The sequence below is a fragment of the Xanthomonas sp. 3793 genome (assembly GCF_024806835.1).
Classification (GTDB): domain Bacteria; phylum Pseudomonadota; class Gammaproteobacteria; order Xanthomonadales; family Xanthomonadaceae; genus Xanthomonas; species Xanthomonas arboricola_F.
Genome location: NZ_JANTYU010000001.1, coordinates 289,537 through 305,105, shown reverse-complemented (window position 1 = coordinate 305,105; position 15,569 = coordinate 289,537). Strand labels below are relative to the sequence as shown.

Genomic DNA, 15,569 nt, shown 5'->3' with positions numbered 1-15,569 from the left:
AGTAGTCCTTATCCCGCTCGCGCAAGCAGCGGTTTGTTGTTACGGCGGCGCTCGCGGGCCGGGGCGATGTCCAGTTGTTCGCGGTACTTGGCCACGGTCCTCCGCGCAATATTAACGCCCTGACGCGACAACAGGCCGGCGATGGCTTCGTCGGCCAGCGGGCGACCCGCCGGCTCGCTCTCGATCAAGCGACGCACCATGGCCTTGACCGCCTGGCCGGAGACACTGGCGCCTTCGAGCCGCACGGCGAAGAAATGCTTGAGTTCGAAGGTGCCACGCGGGGTTTGCAGGTATTTGCCGGTGGTGATGCGCGAAATGGTGGATTCGTGCATGCCGATCTCGTCGGCGATTTCCTTCAGGGTCAGCGGTGCCATCGCTTCTTCGCCGCGCGCCAGGAAGGCGGCCTGGCGTTCGACGATTGCACGCGTGGCGCGCAGCAGGGTTTCGTAGCGCATCGACAGACCGCGGGTCAGCCAGCGCGCTTCCTGCAACATGTCGCGCAGCGGCTGTGCGGCATCGCCGGCCTCTGCCAGCGCGCGTTCGTGCACCGGGTTGATGCTGACGCGATGGGTGGTTGCCGGGTTCAACGCCACGCGCCAGCTGCCATCGGCATGCCAGGCGAGCACATCCGGAATGACGCTGGCGTTGCTTTCTTGCAGCAGGTCGTCGCCCGGACGCGGCTGCAGCGACAGGATCAGCCGCACCGCTTCGCGCGCATCGCCCACTTCGGCATCGTGCGCACGCGCCAGCAGCGCGTAGTCGTGGCCGGCCAGCAGATCCAGATCGCCGGCCAGGATGCGCGCGGCCAGATGACGGGCCGGAACGCGGCCGGGCAGGGCGCTCAACTGGGCTTGCAGGCATTCGCGCAGATCGCAGGCGGCCAGGCCCGCCGGGTCGCCGTGCAACAGGCGTTGGCGGCTCGCTTCCACTGCCTCGACGGTCATACCCAGGCGCGTGGCGCCGAGCTGCTGCAGCGTCGACAGTGCCTCGGTCAGATACCCGGCATCGTCGGTCTGCTCCAACCAGAACGCGGCGGCCCCCAATGCGGCCTCGTCCAGGTCCAGCGCCAGTTCGCGCAGGATGCGCACATGCGGGTCGGTGGACTCGCCGGCGGCCACGCGCTGCATGCGGTCGTCGTCGCCATCGTTCCAGCTACTGCTCTGCACGTCCCACATCGTGCTTTCCGGCAGCTCGTCGAAGGCGGCGACATCGCTGGCGCCATCGTCGTTGGTGGCGGCCTCGTCCCCGTTATCGGCCAGCTCTTCCAACTCCAGCAACGGATTGGTTTCCAGGGCGCGACGGATTTCCAGTTCCAACTGCATGCCGTCCAGTTGCAACAGACGGATCGACTGCAGCAGCTGCGGGGTGAGGTGCAGTTGCTGGCCAAGCTGGGCGGAAATGGTCGTCTTCATGGAAGCGCTTCCGAAGGGCGCTGCATGCGGCAGCGATGGAACGCATCTTGCAGGACAAAGCGACGGGTTTCTAATCAGGGAGTCGGGTGAGGTGGCTCATGATTTTCCTGACAGCGTGTCGGGAATCCCCTGACAGGATGGGCGAGCTCAAGCGTGCCCGACGGAATTCCGTCACTGTTTTCGTTGCGGCAGCCCTGTGCGGGCCGCGCCGGGTCCTTCGAGTCACCGATACGGCGATTGCGGCTGCAATCGCTCAGACCAGTTCGTTGTGATGCTTGGCGGCCAGCAGGACCAGGTCGTTGGCGCGGCGGCAGCCCAGCGACTCCATCATGCGCGCGCGATGGGTCTCCACCGTCTTGACGCTGATGCCCAGGTCGGCGGCAATTTCCTTGTTGCTCTGGCCGCGACCGATCTCGCGCAGGATCTCGCGCTGGCGCGGCGACAGCGCCGCAATACCCACCGGTTTTTCGCGGCCCAGCATCGGCGCAATCATCTTGGACGAGATCTGCGGGCTCAGGAACACCTGGCCGGCAGCGGCAGCGCGCAGCGCCAGTTCCAGCTCCAGCGGCGCAGCGTCCTTGACCACGAAACCGACCGCGCCACGATCGAGCGCATCGCGCACATGCACAGGGTCGTCGTGCATCGACATCATCACCACATGGGTGCGTGGTGCGGCGCGCAGCACGTCGGTCATGGCGTCCAGACCGCTACGGCCGGGCAGGGACAGGTCCATCAGCACCAGATCCGGGCGATGCAGGGATGTCATGTCCAGGGCTTGTTGCGCGTTGCTGGCCTCACCGACGACATCGATGCCGGCAAAGGTTTGCAGCAGCCTGGACAGGCCTGCACGGACAAGGGTGTGATCGTCGACGATGATGACTCGCACGGCGCAGAAGAGACCTTTTTTCGGTATGGGGCACCTTAGCCGACCCGGCGCCCGGCGCCAACCATCGGGATCAGCGCTGGCGGCGGGCGTCGGCGATCTGACGGCGATGCAGACGAAACAGATGACGTTCCAGAGCCTCCTGCAACCCGGGTGAGAGTGGCGCGAACCGCAGCCAAAGCCATTGATCGTGACCATCGCTTGCGCTGGCCAGTACCTCGGCCGGAAGCTGTACCAATTCAGGAAGCCAGTCGGATGGTTGCAGGCAGACGCTGCCGGTCGTGCCCGGCGCGTGGCTGGTTGCGCAATTCAGGCGGATCCCGCGGACCGACCAATGCACCATGGTCTGGATCAGGCCGCTGTCTCCCTGGCGCACCAGGCGGCCGATCAGCGCGAGCATCAGATCGAGCTTGGCGTCCATCCGCTGCACCAGCAGCGGCAGTTCGCCACGGTCTTCGCTGCTCTCATCGCTACGCAGGTCTTCGACCTGGCCCAGGCTGCGCAGCAGCGTCTCTGCGGCACTGTGCGAGCCCGCATCGGCATCGGCACCGGCGCGGAAGCCGGCCGGCAGACGCAGTTCGCAACTGAGCGTGTCGGCAAACAGCTCGGCATCGGCGGAGGGCGCGAGTGTGCCGAGCGCGGTCATCAGATCCGTCCGACCCGGGCGTAGGCGCGGCTGGCCGAAGAGGAGGTGCGCTGGGCGCGGATCAGATCCAGGAGCTTGCGGCGACGGTCGAGCATCATCCGCATCAAATCCTGCTGCATCGTCTGCAAGGTCTGCAGCGCGTCGCGGTCCTGGCTCAGATCCGCGTGCTGCGCATACTCGCGCAAGTGCAGGTCGTGGCTGTCGAGCAGGAACGGCATCGCCTCGAAATCCTCTTGCGCCATGGCAAGGCGGAGGTCGGCGATTTCGGCTTGGAGGCTTTGCGCGCTGTGCATGGCTGGACTCAGGAAACCGCAGCGAGGCCGCGTTGTTCGAGGGGAATGGAGTTCCACGCCGAATCGATTTCGCTGAGCAGATCCAGCGCTTCGGTCAACGCGGTCTCGTCGTTGTGCAGGTTGGCAGCGGTCAGGCGCTGCATGACGTAGTCGTACAGGGCCGACAGGTTACCAGCGATTTCGCCACCGGCTTCGTGATCGAGCGAGCCGTTCAAATGACCGACGATCGCGCAGGCTTCGCCGATGGCCTTGCCCTTGCGTGCCTGGTCGCCCTGCACCATGCAGGCCTGGGCCAGGCGGATGCGCTGGCAGGCACCGGCGAACAACAGCGACACCAGCTTGTGCGGGTCGGCTTCGGTGACGCTGGTGGACACGCCGACCTTGCGGTATTGCTCGGCATATTGACGATTGGAACCGTACATGGATGACTCCCTCAATTGGCTGGCCTTCGCTGGTCCCGGAGCGGGGTGCTCCTGCGACAACGCTCCTGCCAAGAGGCAAGGCCGACATCACGATAGGTACTTCTTGTATCGGCAACATCGGCGTACGACTTGAGGACTGGCATCACGGAAATCAGCTTGTCAGCAGGCTGCTGAGCGAGCTGGTGCTGCTCTGCAGCTTGCTGATCATGGTTTCCATCGCGGTGAACTGCGCGGTGTAGCGATCGGAGAGCTTGGTCATGCGCGCGTCGAGGTCGTCCAGGTCGGACTCGTAGCCCTTGATGGTCTTGTTCAAGCTGTCCGAACGCAGGGTCAGGGTGCCATTGGTGGCGTTGACGTTGCTGTCCAGCAACTTGGTCATGGCCGAGCCGTATTTGCTGTCCTTGCCGAACACCTCGGCAGCGGCGCCGCCGTCGGCGGCGATGGCGGTGTCGAACTTGCCGCCGTCGAAGCTCATCACGCCATCCTTGTCGATGTTCAGGCCCAGCGCCTTGAGTTCGGTAAGGTTGCCACTGACCTGGCCGCGCAGTTGCTGTTGCAGGCTGCGCACCAGCGAGTCGCCGGTCAAGGCCGCGGCGGTCTTGGTGGTGGCGTCGTAGGCGCTGCTCTTGGCCAGCAAGGTATTGGCGGTGTTGTAGGCGGCCGCGTAGGCGGTGAGGTTGGCCTTCAGGCCGCTGGTGTCGGCCGCAACGCCCAGGTTGACCTTGGTGCCTTCGGCGGCCTTGGTCAGGTTGAGCACCACGCCCGGCACGATGTCGCTGATGGTGTTGGAGCTGGAGGTGCGCTCGAAGCCGTCCACGCGCACCAGCGCATCGGCGGCGGCCACGGTCTGGTTCAACCCGCCGGTGACGCCGGGGCCATAGGTGAGCCCGCTCAGGCTGGGGTCGCTGGCACTGACGGTCAATGCGCCCTTGGTGCCGGAGTCGACCGCGTTGAACACCAGGTGCTGGCCATCGTTGGCGGTCACCACGCTGGCAGTGACGCCCTTGCCACCGGCGGCCTTGTTTATGGCGGCGGCGATGTCGGTGAGCTTGTCGGTGCCGCTGATGTCCACGGTGATGCTTTTGTCGCCGTAGCCAATGGTCAGCGTGCCGCTGCCGACGGTGGCATCGGCGGTGAACGCGCCGGAGGCGAGCTTTTGCGCGCTGGCCAGCGAGACCACTTCCACCGAGTAGTTGCCGGGAGCGGCCGAACTGGTGGTGGTGGCGGTAAAGCCGGCATCGGTGGGGACCGTGGCCTTGTAGGCGTTGGTATCGGCGCTGCTGACGACCTTGTCCAGCGCAGACTTGAGCGTGGTCATGCTGCTCTTGATCTGGCTGATGGCCGACAGCTGCGTGGTCGCTGCGGTGCCGGCCTTGTTGATGCGCGCCTGCTCCGGATCCTTCTGACGGGATACCAGGGTGGACACCACGGTGGGGATATCCAGCCCGGAGCTGGACGTACTGATCACCGATGCCATGTTGCATTCCTCGTCTGGGCATCCGGACAGCGGATGCATGGGATTACCAGACGGGTATCGGCCGCATCCGGGGGGACTTGAGCGGCGCCGATACGTCTGGCTGACCGCAACGCTGATGCAACTTCCGTGCCTGCCGCGTCAATCGCCCGGCGTCAAAAAATCCGCGCCCACAAAAAAGCCCCTCCGAAGAGGGGCTTTTGATTCGCTGCAAAGCGCTGCTGATGCCTCAGGCAAGTTACTGCAGCAGGCTCAGCACGTTCTGCGGAACCGACTTGGCCTGGGCCAGCATCGCGGTACCGGCCTGCTGCAGGATCTGCGTGCGGGTCAGTTCGGCGGTTTCCTTGGCGTAGTCGGTGTCGCGGATACGGCTACGCGAAGCCGACAGGTTTTCCGAGGTGGCGCTCAGGTTGGCGATGGTGGAGGTGAAGCGGTTCTGCACCGCACCCATGTCGGCGCGCGAGGAGTTGACCGCGGTCAGCGCCTTGTCGACGATTTCCAGGGCCTTCTGCGAGCCGGAGAACGTGGAGATATCCAGGCTGCTCAGGGTCGACGCGGTGGAGCCGGAAGCGGCCGAGGCGGTGGTGAGGCCGGCGCCGACGGTGATGCCGGTGGCGCTGGAAGTGCCGGCAGTCAGCGAGGTGAAGTCCTGGCCAGCCTTCAGCGATTCGATCTGCAACGTACCGTCGGTCTTGATCGAGGCGTACATGCCGGTCTGGTCCAGCTTGTCGTTGATGGCCGCAGCGACCTTCTTGTTCACGTCGGCAGCGGTGTCGCCGGAAGCGACCTTGACGTCGGCGATGGTGACGCTCTTGGCCGCGCCGCTGGCGTCATTGAAGGACAGGCTCATGCCGGAGACCGAACCCGACGCGGTGGCGGTGCCGGTCACGCCAGCGCCGGAGACGGCGGCGGCGAAGCTGGCCTTGCCCAGCGAATCGACGTTGGCGTCGACGATGCTGTTGATGCCGATGGTCTGGCCGGCGTCGGCGCCGACCTGGAACAGCGCGCCGGAGAAGTCGCCGTTCAACAGCTTGGTGCCGTTGAAGTTGGTCTGGTTGGCAACGCGGTCGATTTCGGCGGTGAGCTGCTTGACTTCCGAGTTCAGCGCGTCGCGGTCGGTGGCCGAGTTGGTGGCGTTGGACGACTGCACCGACAGCTCGCGGATACGCTGCAGGTTGCTGCCGATTTCGACCATCGCGCCTTCGGCGGTCTGGGCCAGCGAGATGCCGTCGTTGGCGTTGCGCGAGGCAACGTCAAGGCCGCGGATCTGCGTGGTGAAACGCTCGGAGATCGCCAGACCTGCGGCGTCGTCCTTGGCGCTGTTGATGCGCAGACCAGACGACAGACGCTGGATGCTCGTCGACATGCTGGCGCTGCTGGTGTTGAGGTTACGCTGAGCGTTCAGCGACATTACGTTGGTGTTGATTACCTGTGCCATTTTGATTTCTCCTAAGCGATTTTTCCGGCAAGGGGGACTTGCCCGGAGCCTCCGCAGGGGGGCCATCAAGTTGGCCGTTGCCGCTGCTGAGATGAATAACGGCGTTGCGTCGGGAACCTTTAGCGAAATCCAGTATTTTTTTACTGTTTTTCTGCTGCGGGACGAAATGCGTAAGCGTTGTGTATCAAGGGGTTTGGTTTATTCGGCAGCACCCCGTCAATCTTTAGCGTTGGTATAACTGTTCGAAAAATAAACTCCGTCCGCCTGCGCAAGTGCTCACGCGCAGGAGCGAAGAAAACGCAGGTTTTCTGCTGCAAATCAGCGGATCAGGTTGAACAAGGACGAGGACTGCATCTGCTGAAAAATGGTCTGAGCGGCCTGCAGGGAGGCCTTCTCGAGTTCGTACTGCCCGATCGCCGAGGCGTAGTCCAGATCGCGGATCGACGACAAGGTGGTCTTGAGCGTGACTTCGTTGGATTCAAGCAAGGAGTTGGCGTTGTCGATGGCCGACAACTGCGCGCCGCCGGAGGCGCGCGCATCGATCATCTTCGACGAAGCCTGCGCGATGTCGCGCATGGAGGTCTGCAGCGTATTGATCATCGCCGCCTTCTGCGGCTGGGTCAGCGTATCGGAGTTGAGCGCGCCGACCAGATCGTCGATGGTGGAGAACACGTCCTTGGTGGTGGAGGCGCCGATCTGGAAGCTGTCGCCGACCGCCGGTGCGCCGCTGATGCGCATGCGCACGCCGGCTGCGGTGATGTCGTCGCCATCCTTATAGGTGCCGGTGCTGACCACTGCATTGGTGCTGTCGCGCACCTCGTAGGTGTCGGCGGCGGTGAACTGCACGCTGTAGCTGCCGCCGTTCCAGCTGCCGGTACTGGCATCGCGGCTGAAATCCAGCAACAGCCCGGTGCCGGTATTGGCGTTGGAAGGGTGCGCGTCCACGGTGCCGTCGCCGGTGCGGATACGCATGAAGATTTCGCTGCCGGGCAGGGTGTCGCTGACAAAGGTGTCCGGCGCCACTTCGACCTGCTTCTGGGTCTGGTCGCCGTTATAGACGACGCCGCCATTGCTCTTGATGAACGGCGCGCTGCCATCGGCGGTGCCGCCGAACAGATAGCGCCCGGTGCCGTCGGTGCTGTTGGCCAGGCTGACCATGCTGTCGCGCAACGCGGTCAGCTCCGAGGCGATCGCCTTGCGGTCGTCGGGGCTGAGCGAGGAGTTGTTGGCCTGCACCGCCAACTCGGTGACGCGCGCCATTTTGTCACCGGCTTGCGACAGCGCGTTTTCCTGCAGGCCCAGGCGGTTCTGCACGTTGTTGGCGTTCTCGCCGAAACGCGTGATCGCGGCCAGCGCACGGTCCAGGCCCACTGCGGTGCCTGCGGCGACCGGATCGTCCTTGGCGGTGACCAGGCGCTGGCCGCTGGACAGCTGCGACTCGAGCTGGTTCAGCCGCGTCTGCTTGGCGCCCATCGAGGCGATCGACTGGCTGTACATCATGCTGGTGGAGATACGGTCGGTCATCAGCGTACGGCGCCCAGGATGGCTTGGAAGATGGTGTCGGCGGTGGAGATCATCTGTGCGGCGGCCTGATAGGCCTGCTGCAGCTTGAGCATGTTGGCGGCTTCCTCGTCGAGGTTGACGCCGGAAATCGAATCGCGGCTGGCCTGCGCCTGGTCGTTGATGACCTTCTGCGCGTCGGCGGCGTAATCGGCCGCACGCGCCGCCGAGCCCACCGACGTGGTCAGGCCCGACAGCGCGCCGTTGAGCGTGACGGTGCCGCCGCTGAGCGCTTTGGCATCGTCGATCTTGGCCAGCAACTTGGCATTGCCGTTGTCGCTGGAGCCGGCGCCCATCGGGCCCACGCCGAACGTATCGCCGGCCTTGGGCGCGCCATCCAGCGTAAAGCTCCAGCCGTTGGCGCTGATGGTCTGGCCGGCGGTGTAGGCGAACGGGCCGGTACCGTCAATGGTGTATTGATTGGCGTCGATGAACTCCACCGACGACGGGGTCAGCAGCGCCGGGTTCTGCGCATTGGTGACCTTGACGTCGCTGATCTTGCCCGAGCCCAGGTTGGCGACGGTGGCGGTGGCCTTGACCGGGGTGGCCGCGGCAATGCGCGACGGGTCGGTGATGGCCACCGATAGGGTACCGGCCAGTCCGGCGGTGGGCTGCAGCAGGAATTTGTCGCCGTTGGCCGGTGTACCGCCCACCACCATGCTCACGCCATTGAGCACCAGCGGGTTGGCAGGGGTGCCGGTGCCGGTCATCGGCACCGCCGCGCCGGTGCTGGCGCTGGTGGCCTTCCACGCCGTGCCGTCGAAGCTGAGCGTGACGTTCTGCCCATCCACCGCCGACATGTTGCTGAAGCTGGCGGTCAGCGACGCGGTGCCGGTGTTGCCCGGGTTGGCCGCAGTGGTGGGCGAACCGATGTTGAAGAAGTTGCCGCCCATCGCGCCGTACAGGTCCATGCCCTGCGCATGACCGGCATTGAAGGTGCTGGCCATGCCCACCGCAAGGCGGCCCAGTTCGGCCTGGGTCGGCTCCAGCACGCTGCTGCGAAATTCCAGCAGGCCGCCGATCTGGCCGCCCAACGAACTGGCGCTGAGGCTGACGTTCTGCCCCTGGGTCTGCATCGCCACCTGCAGCTTGGTCGGCTGGTATGGGTCGGCGACGGTGGTGAGCTTGGACGAGGTGGTTCCCACCACCAGCGCCTGGCCACCGGCGGTGAAGACATTCATGAAGCCGCCGTCCTGCATCACCGCGGTGCCGCCGGTGTAGCCCACCAGCTTGCTCACCAGCGCATCGCGCTGGTCCAGCATGTCCGGCGACGCGTTGGCCGCGCTGTTGCCGATGGTGCCGTTGATCTTGGCGATCTGCTGCGTCAAACGGTTGACTTCGTCCACCGAGGACGTCAATCCGCTGTTGACTTCATTGCTCAGGCTGTCCATCTGCCCGTTGAGCTGCTTGAAACGCGTCGCCAGCGAATTGCCGCTGTCGAGCATGCTCTGGCGCTCGGCGGTGGAGGACGCATTGGACGACACCGCACTGGTGGAGTCGAAGAAGTTCGACCACAGCCCGGCCACATTGGTGGCGGTGTTGGAATACAGCGCGTCCACGCGGTTGGACAGCGAGGACAGCTGCTGCAGCCGCGAGAGCTCGCCGCCGCTGTCGAGCAGGCGCGAGATGGCCAGCTGATCCGCCACCCGACCCACATCGGTGATCTTGGCGCCATTGCCCACGAACGCGTAGCCCATGTCGGTGGGCGTGCGCGTTGCAAATTCCACCCGCTGGCGGCTGTAGCCTTCGGTATTGATGTTGGCGACGTTATGGCTAACGGTCGACAACGCCCGTTGGAAGGCGATCAGCGCGCTGGTCCCGGTGGACATGATGGACATGGGCGTTTACCTCAACGACGGGTGGTGCCGAACCCGGCGGGCTCGGCGGTACTGGCGTAACGGTTGGACAGATCTGCCGCTGCGTTGCCGATGGCGGCCACCGCGCGGTCGATGGTCGGCCCGTTGGCGATCGCCGCGATCTTGGCTGCGTAGCCCGGATCGGTGGCGTAACCGGCCTGTTGCAAGCCGCGTGCAAAACCGCGGATATCGGTGCCGGCCTGCAAGGCGCCCTGGTAGCGGCTGTTGTTCTTCAGCAGGCGCACGTAGTCGGCAAAGCTTTCCTCGGCCGAGCCATAGGCGCGGAAATCGGCGGTTTCGGTGGTTTTGACGCCATTGACGTATTCGTGGGTGCCGGTGGTGACCTTGGCGCCGTTCCAGCCGGTGGCCTTGATGCCGAACAGGTTGTTGGAATCGCCGCCGTTGCCGATGCCGCGCCGGCCCCAGCCGGTTTCCAGCGCGGCCTGCGCGACCAGCGCACGCGGGTCCACGCCCAGTTCGCGCGCGGCCTTCTGCGCATGCGTCCAGATCTTGGCGACAAAGCCTTCCGGAGTGCGCTCGCCCAGGCTGGCCGCAGCACTGCTGGCCGCGCTCGCGTTGACCGCGGCATTGGCATCGGCGGCATCGCTGGCGGCCACGTCGCTCCAGCGGTCGTTGGCCGAGGGCCAGCTCAGTGCGGCCGCATCGTCGCTGCCGGCATCGCTGCTGCCGGTGCGACCGGCGATCAGGTCCAGTACCTGGCTCATGCCGACGCCGCCCAGCGCACCTGCGCCGAGCTTGGCTGCCGCGCCCAGGGTCGCGCCGATGCCGCTGGCGGCGCCATCGCGGGCGGGCAGCGGCAACGAGGCATCGCGCTTGCCGGCCACCAGCGAATAGGCCTTGGCAGCGTCGGCGGTGCTGAGCGAGGTGTTCAACGCCGGGCCGCCGGTGTCGCCGCTCAGCTGCTTGGAGATCATCGCCGACAGGCCCAGGCCCTTGCCTTCGGTCAGCGCCTTGGCCATCTGCTGGTCGTACATCTCGCGGAACATCTGGTTTTCACCCGGAAACATCGGGTCGCCGGAGCTCGCATCGCGCATGCTCTTGACCAGCATCTGCGCGAACTGGCCTTCGAGCTGACGGGAGACCTTGTCGATCTTTGCCGGATCGGCCTTGGTGCTCGGGTTGAGATCAATGGGCGAGGCTGCGATACGCATGTCAGATGACCTCCAGCTCCGCCGTCAGCGCGCCAGCCTGCTTCAGGGCTTCGAGAATGGCGACCAGGTCGCCGGGAGCTGCGCCCACTTCGTTGACCGCGCGAACGATCTGATCGAGCGTGGTGCCGCCTTCGAACTTGAACATGCGGCTACCTTCGGAGGTGGCCGTGATCGTCGATTGCTGGGTCACCGCCGTGCGGCCGCCGCTGAAGGCGCCCGGCTGGCTGACGTTGGTGTTCTCGCTGATGGTCACGGTGAGCGAGCCATGCGCGATGGCGGCCGGCATCACCCGCACCAGCTGGCCGATGACCACGGTGCCGGTACGTGCATTGACCACCACCTTGGCCGGTGCGTCGCCCGGCGAGAGTTCGACATTTTCCAGCCGCGCCAGCAGGCCGATGCGCGCGCCCGGGTCGGTCGGCGAGCGCACTGCCACGGTCACGCCGTCCACCGCACGCGCGGTGCCAGCGCCGAAGCTGTTGTCGATCGCCGCAACCATGCGCGAGACGGTGGTGAAGTCGTTCTGGTGCAGGTTGAGGGTGATCTCGCCGCTGCCGGCAAACACATCCGGCAAGGCGCGTTCGACGGTGGCGCCGTTGGGAATGCGACCGACGCTGGGAATGTTGACCGAGACGCGCGAGCCGTCCTTGCCCTGCGCGCCGAAGCCACCGACCACCAGGTTGCCCTGTGCCATCGCGTAGACCTGGCCGTCGGCGCCTTTGAGCGGTGCCATCAGCAGTGAGCCGCCACGCAGCGACACCGCGTTGGCGATCGAGGAGACGGTGATGTCGATCGGCTGGCCGGGCTTGGCGAACGGCGGCAGTTCGGCGTGGATCGCCACGGCCGCGACGTTTTTCAGCTGCGGGTTGACGTTCGCCGGAACATTGACGCCCAGCTCGCCGAGCAGGTTCTTCAGGCTCTGCACGGTGAAGGGCGCCTGGCTGGTGCGGTCGCCGCTGCCGTCCAGGCCCACCACCAGGCCGTAGCCGACCAGCGCGTTGCCGCGCACGCCGCCGACCTGGGCAAGATCCTTGATGCGCTCGGCCGAGGCCGGCGCGGCAATTGCGCACAGCGCAACGGCAGCGGCGAGCAGACGGAAGGGCAGGGAAGACAGGTTCATGGTCGCAGGCTCAGTAGGGCGACAGACGGGAATTGAAGAAGCGGCTCAGCCAGCCCATCGCGTTGGACTGCGCGATCGCGCCACGGCCGCCGTAGGCGATGCGGGCGTCGGCCACCTTGCTGGAGGGCACGGTGTTGTCCGGGCCGATGTCGGCGGCGCGCACGATGCCTTGCACCTGCACCAGCTCGTCGCCCTGGGTCAGGCGCAGGTTCTTCTGCCCCTGGATCACCAGATTGCCGTTGGGCAGGCGCTGCATCACGGTGACGGTCACGCTGCCCTGCATGCGGTTGCTCTGCGCGGTATTGCCCTTGCCGGCAAAGCTGCGGTCGCCGCTGGTGGAGTTGCGCAGCACATCGGTGCCGTTGACGGTGAGCGGAACACCCAGCAGCGTCGGCGTGCTCATGTCGACCGTGTCGGCCTTGCTGACACTGGTATTGGCGGTGGACGAGGCGGTGGTGCTTTCCACCAGGTTCACCGTCAGCAGATCGCCGACATCGCGTGCACGACGATCGCCGTAGAGATTCAGGCTCGGGCCGGCGGCGTAGATCGCCCCAGCGGTGGGCTGCGCCACCGGCGCGACCACCGGCACGATCGGCGCCAGTTCGGCGAACGGCCGTACATCGCCGGCCGCCACGCATCCACCCAGCAGCGCGCTGCAGGCAATGGCGAGGCACAGGGAGGAAAGGGAAGGCAGGCGTGACATGGCGTGGATTCCTGAGAGGGCAGCGACCGGCGGGCCGATCAGACGTTGTTGTTCAAGTAACCGAGCATCGAGTCGGTGGTGGAGATCGCCTTGGCGTTCATTTCGTAGGCGCGCTGGGTTTCGATCATGCTCACCAGCTCTTCCACCGTATTGACGTTGCTGCCTTCCAGCGCGCCCTGAACGGTGGTACCCAGGCCGTTGAGGCCCGGAGTGCCGTTCTGCGCGGGGCCGGAGGCGGTGGTTTCGACGAACAGGTTCTCGCCCTTGGACTGCAGGCCCGAGGGGTTGATGAAGTCGGTTAGCGTCAGCGCACCGATTTCCTGCGCGGCGGCCTGCCCGGCCAGGGTGACGCTGATGGTGCCGTCGTTGCCGATGGTCAGCGACTGCGCGCCTTCGGGCACCTGAATGCCCGGCTGCAGCGGGTAGCCACTGTTGGTGACCACTTCGCCCTGCGCGTTGATCTGGAAGGTGCCGTCGCGGGTGTAGGCCGAGGTGCCGTCAGGCATCTGCACTTCGAAGAAGCCGCGGCCGTTGACCATCACGTCGAGCGCGCGGCCGGTCTGCTGCTGGCTGCCCTGGTCAAAGCCCTTGAAGGTGGACACCACGCGCACGCCGGTGCCCAGCTGCAGGCCGGTCGGCAGCTGCGTCTGCGCCGACGTCGAGCCGCCGGGAGCGCGCACCTGTTGATACAGCAGGTCTTCGAACGCGGCACGGTCGCGTTTGAAGCCGGTGGTATTGGTATTGGCCAGGTTGTTGGAAATGACCGACATGCGCGTCTGCTGCGCATCCAGTCCGGTTTTGGCGACCCACAAAGCCTGATTCATGACCCGATTCCTCGTTAGACCCGGGGATGTGTTCCGGGTACGGCTGGGTATATGCACGTGCCGTGCCAAAGCCGCGCCGGATTTTTGCCGGCTGTGCGCTGGATCACGCGGAGCGGGCGCGGCGGCCTGCGCGGGGCGGGGGGGCGGATAGGCTGCGGCTAGGCGGAAGCGGTGGAAACCTGCGCCGCAGATCAGGCGCGGCAGAGCGCTCGCCGGTCAGCGAGGAGTTCGACGAGGTGTGAGCCCTTGGCGCTGCGTGCGGAAGGGTTCTTGGGATGTGCCGGCTGGCACTGCGACACAGTCAACAGCCTGGTTGGTCGAGCGCGCGGTGCCCTCACCGCTCGCGGGACACGCCGCAAGTACGTCCCTGTAGGCTCGGTGGCGGCATCCATGCCGCCACACGGTCCCGCAAGCGGCGAGGGCACCGCACCAGAGCGTTTGCCGGTTGCTTTCAAAGCTTGTCCATTGCTCGGCTTGTATTGAGAAGATGAGGGGTGGCGCCGTTCCTCAGCAACCCATGTCAGGCAGTGTTTGCACCCTGCGGACCGACCGTCTCGACTGGTCCTTGCCCGCCCACCGTCAGGGACGTACTTGCGGCGTGTCCCGCGACGGTGGGCGGGCAAGGGCCCTGCAACCAAGTCACAAACCAGCGCTCTGCAGCGAAGGCCCAGATCAGCAGCATTGCCAACCTCACACACCTGGCCGACAAACCATCGGTAGTCAGCGTCAACCGCGTACGAACCGCCTGCGAGACCGCAGGAGTCGGAGTCGAAGGACATGTCACTTCGCTCGCGAGCCACGTCCCCCGGGCGGCCGCCATCCAGGTGCGCGGCAGAGCAGCAAGCCAATCGGCGGGAGGGCAGTGGGCGTCAGTCGCGCTTAACCGCTGACACGCAGCAGCGAATTGGCCGACTGGGCGTTGTCGTCGCCGTTCTTGATGATCTTGACCTGCATTTCGAACTGCCGCTGCAGCTGGATCATCTCCACCAGCGCGCCGGCGGCATCCACATTGCTGCCTTCCAGCATGCCGCTGTTGACGGTCTTGCCGGTGGCCACCGCGAACGCCTGCGCCGGGTCGGTGCTGGTGTTGCGCATCAGCCCGTCGGGGCGCCGCGTCAGCCGGTCGGCGGGGGCATCGACCACCTTCATCTTGCCGACGATGGCCATGGTCTGCGGCCCTTCGCCCTGCGGAATGATCGAGATGCTGCCGTCGCTGCCGATTTCCATCGCCTGGTGCGGTGGGATGGTCATCGGGTTGCCGCCTTCATCCAGCACCGCGTGGCCGTTGGCGGTGACCAGCTGGCCGTTGGCGGTGAGCGCCAACTCGCCGTTGCGGGTGTAGGCCTCGCTGCCGTCGGGCGACTGCACCGCCAGCCAGCGGTCCTGCTGCAGCGACACGTCCAGCGGGTTGCCGGTCACCTTCTGATGGCCCTGGCTGCGGTCGAAGCCTTGGTCCACGTGCAGCGCATCGATCCGCGACGGATAGCCCTTGCCCTGGATCTTGAAGGCCTCGGTATTGGCCAACGCGGCCTTGAATCCCACCGTATCGACGTTGGCGAGATTGTGCGACACGGTGCTCTGTGCCTGCAGGGAGGCACGGGCACCGGTCATCGCAACGTAGAGAGCTTTGTCCATGAGGCACCGGGATTGGGGAGTCGGGATTCGGGATTCGTAAACGCGGGCTGTTATGACCTGGGAGAGGAGGGGACATTGCGGGCATCGGTTGGATGCAATGCCCGCTCTTGCCAATCCCTAATCCCCCATCC

Annotated in this window: 14 protein-coding genes; all 14 read right to left on the bottom strand. The window is 65.7% G+C overall.

Features of this window, described 5'->3' with window-relative positions; all coding sequences use genetic code 11:
• Positions 1 to 8: 8 nt before the first annotated feature.
• A complete protein-coding gene (gene rpoN / locus FHY18_RS01310) occupies positions 9 to 1,412 on the bottom strand; it encodes an RNA polymerase factor sigma-54 (RefSeq protein WP_259150097.1) in 1,404 nt (467 codons plus the stop codon).
• A 253-nt stretch (positions 1,413 to 1,665) separates the two neighbouring features.
• Positions 1,666 to 2,298, bottom strand: a complete 633-nt coding sequence (locus FHY18_RS01305; protein ID WP_003482986.1) for a response regulator transcription factor — start codon at positions 2,296 to 2,298, stop codon at positions 1,666 to 1,668.
• A gap of 70 nt (positions 2,299 to 2,368) precedes the next feature.
• Entirely contained in the window at positions 2,369 to 2,941 is a 573-nt protein-coding gene (locus FHY18_RS01300) for a PilZ domain-containing protein (protein WP_259149957.1), read from the bottom strand.
• A complete protein-coding gene (locus tag FHY18_RS01295) occupies positions 2,941 to 3,234 on the bottom strand; it encodes a hypothetical protein (RefSeq protein ID WP_259149955.1) in 294 nt (97 codons plus the stop codon). The genes FHY18_RS01300 and FHY18_RS01295 overlap by 1 nt, the downstream gene beginning before the upstream one ends.
• An 8-nt stretch (positions 3,235 to 3,242) precedes the next feature.
• On the bottom strand, positions 3,243 to 3,656 hold the full coding sequence (gene fliS, locus FHY18_RS01290) for a flagellar export chaperone FliS (protein ID WP_046964184.1): 414 nt from the start codon (positions 3,654 to 3,656) through the stop codon (positions 3,243 to 3,245).
• A 151-nt stretch (positions 3,657 to 3,807) separates the two neighbouring features.
• Positions 3,808 to 5,133: a flagellar filament capping protein FliD gene (gene fliD / locus FHY18_RS01285; RefSeq protein ID WP_259149953.1), complete on the bottom strand. Its 1,326-nt coding sequence runs from the start codon at positions 5,131 to 5,133 to the stop codon at positions 3,808 to 3,810.
• A gap of 235 nt (positions 5,134 to 5,368) precedes the next feature.
• Positions 5,369 to 6,568: a flagellin gene (locus FHY18_RS01280; protein WP_104580609.1), complete on the bottom strand. Its 1,200-nt coding sequence runs from the start codon at positions 6,566 to 6,568 to the stop codon at positions 5,369 to 5,371.
• 318 nt (positions 6,569 to 6,886) lie between these two features.
• A complete protein-coding gene (flgL, locus tag FHY18_RS01275; RefSeq protein WP_259149952.1) occupies positions 6,887 to 8,092 on the bottom strand; it encodes a flagellar hook-associated protein FlgL in 1,206 nt (401 codons plus the stop codon).
• Positions 8,092 to 9,966 (bottom strand): flagellar hook-associated protein FlgK, encoded by a 1,875-nt coding sequence (gene flgK / locus FHY18_RS01270; RefSeq protein WP_259149951.1) that lies wholly within the window; start codon positions 9,964 to 9,966, stop codon positions 8,092 to 8,094. Before flgK ends, flgL begins: the two co-directional genes overlap by 1 nt.
• Before the next feature lie 11 nt (positions 9,967 to 9,977).
• Positions 9,978 to 11,156 (bottom strand): flagellar assembly peptidoglycan hydrolase FlgJ, encoded by a 1,179-nt coding sequence (gene flgJ / locus FHY18_RS01265; RefSeq protein WP_259149949.1) that lies wholly within the window; start codon positions 11,154 to 11,156, stop codon positions 9,978 to 9,980.
• Between the two features lies 1 nt (position 11,157).
• Entirely contained in the window at positions 11,158 to 12,276 is a 1,119-nt protein-coding gene (locus FHY18_RS01260; RefSeq protein WP_259149946.1) for a flagellar basal body P-ring protein FlgI, read from the bottom strand.
• Between the two features lie 10 nt (positions 12,277 to 12,286).
• Complete coding sequence (gene flgH / locus FHY18_RS01255; protein WP_259149944.1) at positions 12,287 to 12,979, bottom strand: flagellar basal body L-ring protein FlgH; 693 nt, start codon at positions 12,977 to 12,979, stop codon at positions 12,287 to 12,289.
• A gap of 38 nt (positions 12,980 to 13,017) precedes the next feature.
• Positions 13,018 to 13,803 (bottom strand): flagellar basal-body rod protein FlgG, encoded by a 786-nt coding sequence (gene flgG, locus FHY18_RS01250; protein WP_006452262.1) that lies wholly within the window; start codon positions 13,801 to 13,803, stop codon positions 13,018 to 13,020.
• An 879-nt stretch (positions 13,804 to 14,682) separates the two neighbouring features.
• Complete coding sequence (gene flgF, locus FHY18_RS01245; protein ID WP_005914448.1) at positions 14,683 to 15,438, bottom strand: flagellar basal-body rod protein FlgF; 756 nt, start codon at positions 15,436 to 15,438, stop codon at positions 14,683 to 14,685.
• Positions 15,439 to 15,569 lie beyond the last annotated feature (131 nt).

What these genes read in the sequence shown, in the direction of transcription:
- FHY18_RS01300 (WP_259149957.1), bottom strand. Translation starts at nt 2,941, where the DNA reads ATGACCGCGCTCGGCACACTCGCGCCCTCCGCCGATGCCGAGCTGTTT.
- flgJ (WP_259149949.1), bottom strand. Translation starts at nt 11,156, where the DNA reads ATGCGTATCGCAGCCTCGCCCATTGATCTCAACCCGAGCACCAAGGCC.
- FHY18_RS01280 (WP_104580609.1), bottom strand. Translation starts at nt 6,568, where the DNA reads ATGGCACAGGTAATCAACACCAACGTAATGTCGCTGAACGCTCAGCGT.
- flgK (WP_259149951.1), bottom strand. Translation starts at nt 9,966, where the DNA reads ATGTCCATCATGTCCACCGGGACCAGCGCGCTGATCGCCTTCCAACGG.
- flgF (WP_005914448.1), bottom strand. Translation starts at nt 15,438, where the DNA reads ATGGACAAAGCTCTCTACGTTGCGATGACCGGTGCCCGTGCCTCCCTG.
- flgG (WP_006452262.1), bottom strand. Translation starts at nt 13,803, where the DNA reads ATGAATCAGGCTTTGTGGGTCGCCAAAACCGGACTGGATGCGCAGCAG.
- fliD (WP_259149953.1), bottom strand. Translation starts at nt 5,133, where the DNA reads ATGGCATCGGTGATCAGTACGTCCAGCTCCGGGCTGGATATCCCCACC.
- flgL (WP_259149952.1), bottom strand. Translation starts at nt 8,092, where the DNA reads ATGACCGACCGTATCTCCACCAGCATGATGTACAGCCAGTCGATCGCC.
- rpoN (WP_259150097.1), bottom strand. Translation starts at nt 1,412, where the DNA reads ATGAAGACGACCATTTCCGCCCAGCTTGGCCAGCAACTGCACCTCACC.
- FHY18_RS01260 (WP_259149946.1), bottom strand. Translation starts at nt 12,276, where the DNA reads ATGAACCTGTCTTCCCTGCCCTTCCGTCTGCTCGCCGCTGCCGTTGCG.
- flgH (WP_259149944.1), bottom strand. Translation starts at nt 12,979, where the DNA reads ATGTCACGCCTGCCTTCCCTTTCCTCCCTGTGCCTCGCCATTGCCTGC.
- fliS (WP_046964184.1), bottom strand. Translation starts at nt 3,656, where the DNA reads ATGTACGGTTCCAATCGTCAATATGCCGAGCAATACCGCAAGGTCGGC.
- FHY18_RS01295 (WP_259149955.1), bottom strand. Translation starts at nt 3,234, where the DNA reads ATGCACAGCGCGCAAAGCCTCCAAGCCGAAATCGCCGACCTCCGCCTT.